This is a genomic window from Allocoprococcus similis, from assembly GCF_054660775.1.
In genome coordinates this window covers 26117-32865 of sequence record NZ_BAAHSG010000013.1, presented here as the reverse complement: position 1 = coordinate 32865, position 6749 = coordinate 26117, and the positions used below count along the sequence as shown (strand labels likewise).

Annotated in this window: 8 protein-coding genes, 2 tRNA genes and 1 rRNA gene; all 11 read right to left on the bottom strand. The window is 43.3% G+C overall.

Annotation, left to right across the window (positions count from 1 at the left end):
* Nucleotides 1-292: ribosomal RNA gene (locus tag ACYQ5K_RS07560) — 16S ribosomal RNA — on the bottom strand; the annotation flags it as partial.
* 461 nt (nt 293-753) lie between these two features.
* Nucleotides 754-843: transfer RNA gene (locus ACYQ5K_RS07555), tRNA-Ser, on the bottom strand.
* Nucleotides 844-1268: 425 nt separating this feature from the next.
* Nucleotides 1269-1354: transfer RNA gene (locus ACYQ5K_RS07550), tRNA-Ser, on the bottom strand.
* 76 nt (nt 1355-1430) lie between these two features.
* Nucleotides 1431-2150, bottom strand: a complete 720-nt coding sequence (ispD, locus tag ACYQ5K_RS07545) for a 2-C-methyl-D-erythritol 4-phosphate cytidylyltransferase (protein WP_173689444.1) — start codon at nt 2148-2150, stop codon at nt 1431-1433.
* A 34-nt stretch (nt 2151-2184) separates the two neighbouring features.
* Nucleotides 2185-3216 (bottom strand): tRNA (adenosine(37)-N6)-threonylcarbamoyltransferase complex transferase subunit TsaD, encoded by a 1032-nt coding sequence (gene tsaD / locus ACYQ5K_RS07540; protein WP_173689443.1) that lies wholly within the window; start codon nt 3214-3216, stop codon nt 2185-2187.
* A 26-nt stretch (nt 3217-3242) separates the two neighbouring features.
* Entirely contained in the window at nt 3243-4151 is a 909-nt protein-coding gene (locus tag ACYQ5K_RS07535; protein ID WP_173689442.1) for a ribonuclease Z, read from the bottom strand.
* Nucleotides 4145-4396 (bottom strand): hypothetical protein, encoded by a 252-nt coding sequence (locus ACYQ5K_RS07530; RefSeq protein WP_173689441.1) that lies wholly within the window; start codon nt 4394-4396, stop codon nt 4145-4147. The genes ACYQ5K_RS07535 and ACYQ5K_RS07530 overlap by 7 nt, the downstream gene beginning before the upstream one ends.
* A gap of 141 nt (nt 4397-4537) precedes the next feature.
* Nucleotides 4538-5002 carry a ribosomal protein S18-alanine N-acetyltransferase gene (gene rimI, locus ACYQ5K_RS07525; RefSeq protein ID WP_173689440.1) on the bottom strand — a complete coding sequence of 155 codons (465 nt, stop codon included), beginning with the start codon at nt 5000-5002 and terminating at the stop codon, nt 4538-4540.
* Complete coding sequence (gene tsaB, locus ACYQ5K_RS07520) at nt 4995-5732, bottom strand: tRNA (adenosine(37)-N6)-threonylcarbamoyltransferase complex dimerization subunit type 1 TsaB (RefSeq protein WP_173689439.1); 738 nt, start codon at nt 5730-5732, stop codon at nt 4995-4997. Before tsaB ends, rimI begins: the two co-directional genes overlap by 8 nt.
* Before the next feature lies 1 nt (nt 5733).
* Entirely contained in the window at nt 5734-6165 is a 432-nt protein-coding gene (gene tsaE, locus ACYQ5K_RS07515) for a tRNA (adenosine(37)-N6)-threonylcarbamoyltransferase complex ATPase subunit type 1 TsaE (RefSeq protein WP_173689438.1), read from the bottom strand.
* Between the two features lie 15 nt (nt 6166-6180).
* Nucleotides 6181-6693 carry a YcxB family protein gene (locus ACYQ5K_RS07510; RefSeq protein WP_243259167.1) on the bottom strand — a complete coding sequence of 171 codons (513 nt, stop codon included), beginning with the start codon at nt 6691-6693 and terminating at the stop codon, nt 6181-6183.
* Nucleotides 6694-6749 lie beyond the last annotated feature (56 nt).

The following is a 6749-nucleotide window of genomic DNA, read 5'->3' as shown; positions in this document are numbered from 1 at the left end:
CGGCTTGGTAGGCCGTTACCCCACCAACTACCTAATCAGACGCGGGTCCATCTCATACCACCGGAGTTTTTCCCACCAGGTCATGCGACCCTGTGGTCTTATGCGGTATTAGCAGTCATTTCTAACTGTTATCCCCCTGTATGAGGCAGGTTACCCACGCGTTACTCACCCGTCCGCCACTCAGTCACAAGGATCTTCATCCGAAGAATCAAATCCAGGTGCTTCGTTCGACTTGCATGTGTTAAGCACGCCGCCAGCGTTCATCCTGAGCCAGGATCAAACTCTCGTTGATATATGTTTCTTGCAGCTTCGCTGCTTAGTAACATAATCGTTCTTCAACTCTGTTGAAGAACTACTCCGTTTGTACCCAGTCAAGAATCGCTTGGCAATTCTGTTCCTGTTTACTGTTCTGGTTTGACATCTTTCGATGTCCGTTCTTGAAAAATCTCTTTAAAGAATTTTCAGGGTTTGTTGTCTATTGTTCAGTTATCAATGTTCTTTTTTTGTTGTTGCCGTTTCATGCGACAGCTTTTATATTATATCAAAGCGTTTCATGTTTGTCAACAACTTTTTTAATTTATTTTTTGTTCTGCATTTGAAACATTTGTTTCTCGTGCATCAGCTTATTTATAATAACATTCCATTTTCTGGATGTCAAGCACTTTTTTCGACTTTTTTCACATTTTCTTGATCTGCTTTTTACATTCAAGCTCATGTGTATTGCCGATCCATGCTTTTAAGCTTTGAACAAAACGGAGAAAGAGGGATTCGAACCCTCGCGCCGCTATTAACGACCTACTCCCTTTCCAGGGGAGCCCCTTCGGCCAGCTTGGGTATTTCTCCAAAACGTCCGTTATCTAATATACACGATTCTTTCCTTTTTGTCCAGTACTTTTTTCTGATATTTCAAAATGGGCATCTGGCTCTGGAATACAGCAACTTTTGCTTTAGGAAGTCTCTTTCATTCTTCTTGTCAGGCAGTAAAAAGAATATTCTTTTTTTCAGTATATAATACTTTCAGAAAGTTTCTTCACGATTTCACAGAGAATAAGAAAGAATGTGCCTCGGCACATTCTCGCGCCGAGCGCGTTGCTGAGCGCCAGTGACGCTCGTTAAGCAACGACCGAAGCGGAGCGTAGACCGCTTGCGACATTCTTCATCTTCGTGCGAGTGCGCATCTCCGGCACGCAGTGCCTTTTATTTCATAGGAAGTTCCTTTGGAATTTCCTATGAAATAAAAAAGGCAGAACATTTTGTTCTGCCTTAACCGGAGAGGGTGGGATTCGAACCCACGCGCCCTTTCGGACAAACGGTTTTCAAGACCGCCTCGTTATGACCACTTCGATACCTCTCCGCATTTATTAAGTTGTTGCTGTGTATCAGCGACAAGATAGATAATACCATAGTGATATATCATTGTCAACACTTTTTTACAACTTTTTTAAATTTCTTTTTTTAATCAAACTTTCTGCCACTACCAGATCCTCTGGCGTTGTGATTTTCATATTCTCATAAGAGCCTTCAACCAGCTTTACGGCACAGTTCTCCATGCGCTCTACAACCATCGCATCATCTGTTATGCCTGTTTCATTTTCTTCATTTTCCATCAGTTGAAAATATGCGTGACGAATCAGCGCAGTCTCAAATACCTGCGGTGTCTGAATGCACCACACCAGTCTGCGTTCTGGTGTATTTATAGCGAAACCTTTTTCATCCACGATCTTAACCGTATCTTTTGACGGCATCCCAGCCACACATGCCCGGTATTTCTTCACTGCCTGATAAGTACGTTCTATGATTGGTTCATCCACAAACGGACGCGCACCATCATGGATAAAGACATAGCCTTCCGGCTCTATCTCCCGAAGTGCTTTATAGACAGACTCATAGCGTTCTTTTCCGCCGACTACAATCTTACTGACTTTTAAAATCCCATACGCTTCTACAATATTCTCCCTGCAGTAATCAATCTGACCTTCTCCTGTCACAAGCACAATCTCATCAATAACCGGTGATGCTTCAAATGCAGCAAGAGAATAGTACAGTACAGGCTTTCCACAGATTTCCAGATACTGCTTCTGTATTTTCGTTCCCATCCGGCTTCCTTTTCCTGCTGCCAGGACAATTGCTGTACATTTTTCTCCGTTCATACTATTCTCTCCTTTGCATCTGCATTTTACAGCTCTATCTCTCGCCAAGCTTCAGGTTCGGAACTGCATTCAGATCCCATCCATGTCTGGTTCCATTAATATATTCATAATAAGCTGCCACACCGATCATTGCTGCATTATCGGTACAGAAAATCGGTGACGGATAATAGAACTCAATTCCATTTTCCTCACATGCCTGCTTCATTGCTGCACGGAGACTGCTGTTTGACGCCACGCCTCCCGCAATTGCAAACTTATTAAGTCCATATTCTTTCACTGCATGCATGGCATTTCCTACCAGTACATCCGTAACTGCTTTCTGGAAAGACGCTGCAATATCCGCACGGTTGTATTCCATTCCCTTCATCTTGCAGCCGTTAATGTAATTTAAAACTGCCGACTTCACACCGCTGAAGCTGAAATCATATGGGGAATCCTCAATATGTGCGCGTGGAAATGGGATTGCATCCGGGTTCCCTTCTTTGGAAAGCTTATCAATCTTCGGTCCTCCCGGATATCCAAGGTCAATCGCTCTTGCCACCTTGTCAAATGCCTCTCCTGCCGCATCATCCCTGGTTCTTCCAAGGATCTCATAAGTCCCATAATCCTTGACACATACCAGATGTGTATGCCCTCCGGACACAACAAGACACAGGAACGGCGGTTCCAGTTCCAGATTCTCAATATAATTGGCAGAAATATGCCCTTCAATATGATGTACTCCGACGAGTGGTAACTTTTTCGCATATGCGATTGCTTTTGCCTCTGCCACACCGACAAGGAGCGCACCAACAAGCCCCGGTCCGTAGGTCACACCGATCGCATCGATATCATCCAGTGTCACACCTGCATTTTCCAGAGCCTCTTCTATTACCTGATTAATCTTTTCAATATGCTTTCTCGATGCGATTTCCGGAACCACACCACCATATAATTTATGCAGATCTATCTGTGATGAGATTACATTTGACAACACCTGTCGTCCGTTCTTTACAACGGCTGCTGCTGTTTCATCACAGGAACTTTCAATTGCCAGTATCAATATATCCTTTTTCTCTGTATCCATATTTTTCCTTCTCTCTACTGCTTTGTTTATTCCGGAAAATCCAGTTCTGTTGTCATACGGTCTTTTCCTGCGATCGCATGTGGAAAGATTGCCCGCACTTCATCCATATATTCTTCCGGATGGCGCAGGGACGGGCTGTAATGCGTAAGCCACATTTCTCCCACCTCTGCCTCTTTTGCCAGGTTTGCTGCCTCATAAAAGGTCATATGCTTATATTCTACTGCCTTTGCCGCTTTTTCTTTTTCTCCGTACATTCCTTCACAGATAAACAGATCTGACCCTTTTGCATTCTTCCGGATAGAATCCGTCGGTCTTGTATCTGTACAATAGGTAAGTTTAATTCCTCTTCGCGGTGGTCCAAGGACCATCTCCGGTGTCAGTATTCTTCCGTCAAGCTCTACTGTCTCACCTTTTTGAAGATGTTTCCAGTATTCCTTCGGAATTTTCTGTTCTGTTGCCCTCTGCACATCAAATTTGCCGGCACGGTCGATTTCAATCGTATAGCCGTAACAGATCACATTATGTTTTACACGAAATGCTTTCAGACGATATCCGTCCATCTCAAAAGTCTGTTCTGGCTCTGTAATTTCTTTATAGCGGATTTCAAATGGCAGTTCCGGTGCGATCACTCGAAGGGAACTCACTACTCTCTCCAGACCTTTCGGGCCAATCAGCGTAAGCGGTTCCTTTCTGTCTGCATTTCCCATTGTAAGAAGAAGTCCCGGAAGTCCGCTGATATGATCTCCATGGTAATGCGTGAAACAAATTACATCGATCGGTTTAAAACTCCATCCCTTCTCTTTTAACGCAATCTGTGTACCTTCGCCACAGTCAATCAGCAGCTGGCTACCGTTATATCTTGTCATAAGTGCGGTCAGCCATCGATAAGGAAGCGGCATCATTCCACCGCTTCCAAGCAAACATACATCTAACATTCTAACTCCTGTTCTTCATATACCGGAATCTGAAAAGATGCTATCCAGGTATCATAACATTCCTCACAGATATCAAATCGATGGATTTCTCCGTCTTTGTGCGAAAAATATCCCCATCTTTTTTCAACTGTAAGCATCTCTTCCTCCGGTATTCCATTTTTTATTGTGATTTCTTTTTTACATTTATTGCACACAATCTTTGTGACTGTATTTTTTTCTGTCTGAATTTTTTTATAATTACGCATCTTACTTCCTCCTGAGTATCTTTGCAAAAAAAGACTGCCGTTTCATTTTTCAGCTCTTTCTCTGTTCAGGTACATTATAACGTCACAGGCTGACGCCTTCCAGTGGGAAGCCTTGTATATTCTTGCGATTTCTTCCATTTTTTAAACCACGCGGCTCATCAGGATGGCATCTTCCGGATTTTTCCCTCCGTAATAGAATTTTCGCTCTCCATCGATCCCAAATTTGTTTTTTTCATAAAAAGCAATCGCTGCCTGATTACTCTTACGTACATCAAGAAGCATTCTTTTCAGTTGCTTTTCATGGCAGATCTGTTCCATAAATCCAAACAACATCTGTCCAATTCCTCTGCGCCTTTCAGATTCAGCAACCGCAATTCTTGCAATCTCGCATTCATCCAGAACATAATAACACAGAAAATATCCCAACAGGGTATCCCCTTCCATTGCTGTCGCACAAAAAGTATGCTTCTGTCTGACAGTTGATCTCACTTCATGATAACTCCACGGATCCGGAAATACGTCCGCTTCCATCTGCGCCACCTGTTCCATTCGTTCTCTGTCATTTTCTGTTATTAAAGTAATTTCTATGTTATCCCTATTACTCATGTGTGTTTTCTGCTTTCAGACGTTCTTCTCTTTCCCGTTCTGCCTGTGATACACGCAGATAATCCGGTTCGTGTTCCATTGCGGTTTCTGTTTTTCCTTCTTTATAATACTGAATCCCAAGCATGCCGACTGCTGCCGCTCTCTGCTGGTTCATATGTGCCGGTGCAAATGCAATATCCTGATCCGTCATCAATTCCTTCTCCAGCCTGTCTTTATGCACCGGTACACCGTCTCCAAGAAAGATCATCGGTTTTCCATAAGTACAAAGTTTTTTGGCAAGTTCATCGATTCCAACTGCCATCTGCGCTTCCAGAACCTGCAGTTTATCACCGTCCATCTGATAAATACCAGTATATACCTGATTTCTTCTCGCATCCATGATCGGACAAATGATCCTGTCTGTATAACACAGATTATAAGCAAGTCCATCTACTGTCGGAATGTGGATCAAAGGCTTCTTCAGTGCCAGCCCCAGTCCCTTTGCAGTTGCTGAACCAATTCTGAGTCCGGTAAATGATCCCGGCCCTCCTGCTACCGCAATCGCATCAATCGTATCCAGATTCATATCTGTCATCTTCACGATTTCATCCAACATCGGTAATAAGGTCTGTGAATGTGTCTTTTTGTAATTGATCGTATACTCTGCAATCGTTTTGGAAATTTCGTTTTCTTCTTCAACTACTGCGACAGTTGCAACAAGTCCCGAACTGTCTATTGCTAAAATGCGCATGTTATTCTCCTCTTTTCTCTACCGTGATCCGGCGGAAATCAAATCCCTGTTCCAGATCTTTTTCTATCGTGATCTCTGTCCGGTTCGCCGGAAGAATCTCATCGATCAGGTTCGCCCATTCGATCAGGCTTACACCTTCTCCATATACATAGTCTTCAAAACCAATCTCGTCCATCTCTTCAATGTCACCAATCCGATACACATCAAAATGATAGAACGGAAGTCTTCCGTCTTCATATACCTGGACGATCGTAAAGGTTGGACTGCTGATCGGTTCTTCAATCCCCAGTCCTTTTGCCAGTCCCTGGGTAAATACAGTCTTTCCGACGCCGAGATCTCCTACCAGTGTATAGACTTCTCCTGCTTTTGCCTGACTCCCGATCTTCTTACCGAGATCATATGTTTCTTTGGCACTTCTTGTTTCAATTATCATCTTCTGGTCTGCCTCCTAATTTGCACTGACGTGTCTGATATTGACTTTCTTGGCTGGCATATGTGTAGAAATCATCTGCACTGCTGCCGCATACTGCTCTCCCAGGGATTCTCTTGGAAAAATCAGTGCTCTTACCTTTGTTACATATAAAATTACCGACTGACCGGTTGAAACTGCCTTCCGGAAATCTCCCCATTCATTAAGCACACTTTGTTCATCCTGTGAAATGCGGATTCCTTCTTCGTTAAGTTCATAACTGATCGGTTTCTGGAACATCGGGGAGCGCATTACCTGTTCTGCCGCACGTGCTTTTAAATGAAGCGGGTTTCCGATCAGAAAAATTGCGGCAAACAAAAAGAAGGTTGCAGCTGTACTGTAGCTTCCAAACATACACTGTCTGATTCCCAGCACCAGTGTCACACCACCGAAAATCACACCAACGATTCCGCTAAGGCTTGTATAGGAAGTATAGAGCATAAAATCAAACATGGCTTTTTTTGTCATTTTTACTTCAAACTTTATATTCATTCATTTTCCTCCGTATCAGTTTAAGTCACACCGATTATATCATACCGAATCTTTGG

Coding starts and splice junctions, on each gene's coding strand:
- ispD (WP_173689444.1), bottom strand. CDS start 2,150: ATGAACGGAGAAAAATGTACAGCAATTGTCCTGGCAGCAGGAAAAGGA.
- tsaD (WP_173689443.1), bottom strand. CDS start 3,216: ATGGATACAGAGAAAAAGGATATATTGATACTGGCAATTGAAAGTTCC.
- ACYQ5K_RS07535 (WP_173689442.1), bottom strand. CDS start 4,151: ATGTTAGATGTATGTTTGCTTGGAAGCGGTGGAATGATGCCGCTTCCT.
- ACYQ5K_RS07530 (WP_173689441.1), bottom strand. CDS start 4,396: ATGCGTAATTATAAAAAAATTCAGACAGAAAAAAATACAGTCACAAAG.
- rimI (WP_173689440.1), bottom strand. CDS start 5,002: ATGAGTAATAGGGATAACATAGAAATTACTTTAATAACAGAAAATGAC.
- tsaB (WP_173689439.1), bottom strand. CDS start 5,732: ATGCGCATTTTAGCAATAGACAGTTCGGGACTTGTTGCAACTGTCGCA.
- tsaE (WP_173689438.1), bottom strand. CDS start 6,165: ATGATAATTGAAACAAGAAGTGCCAAAGAAACATATGATCTCGGTAAG.
- ACYQ5K_RS07510 (WP_243259167.1), bottom strand. CDS start 6,693: ATGAATATAAAGTTTGAAGTAAAAATGACAAAAAAAGCCATGTTTGAT.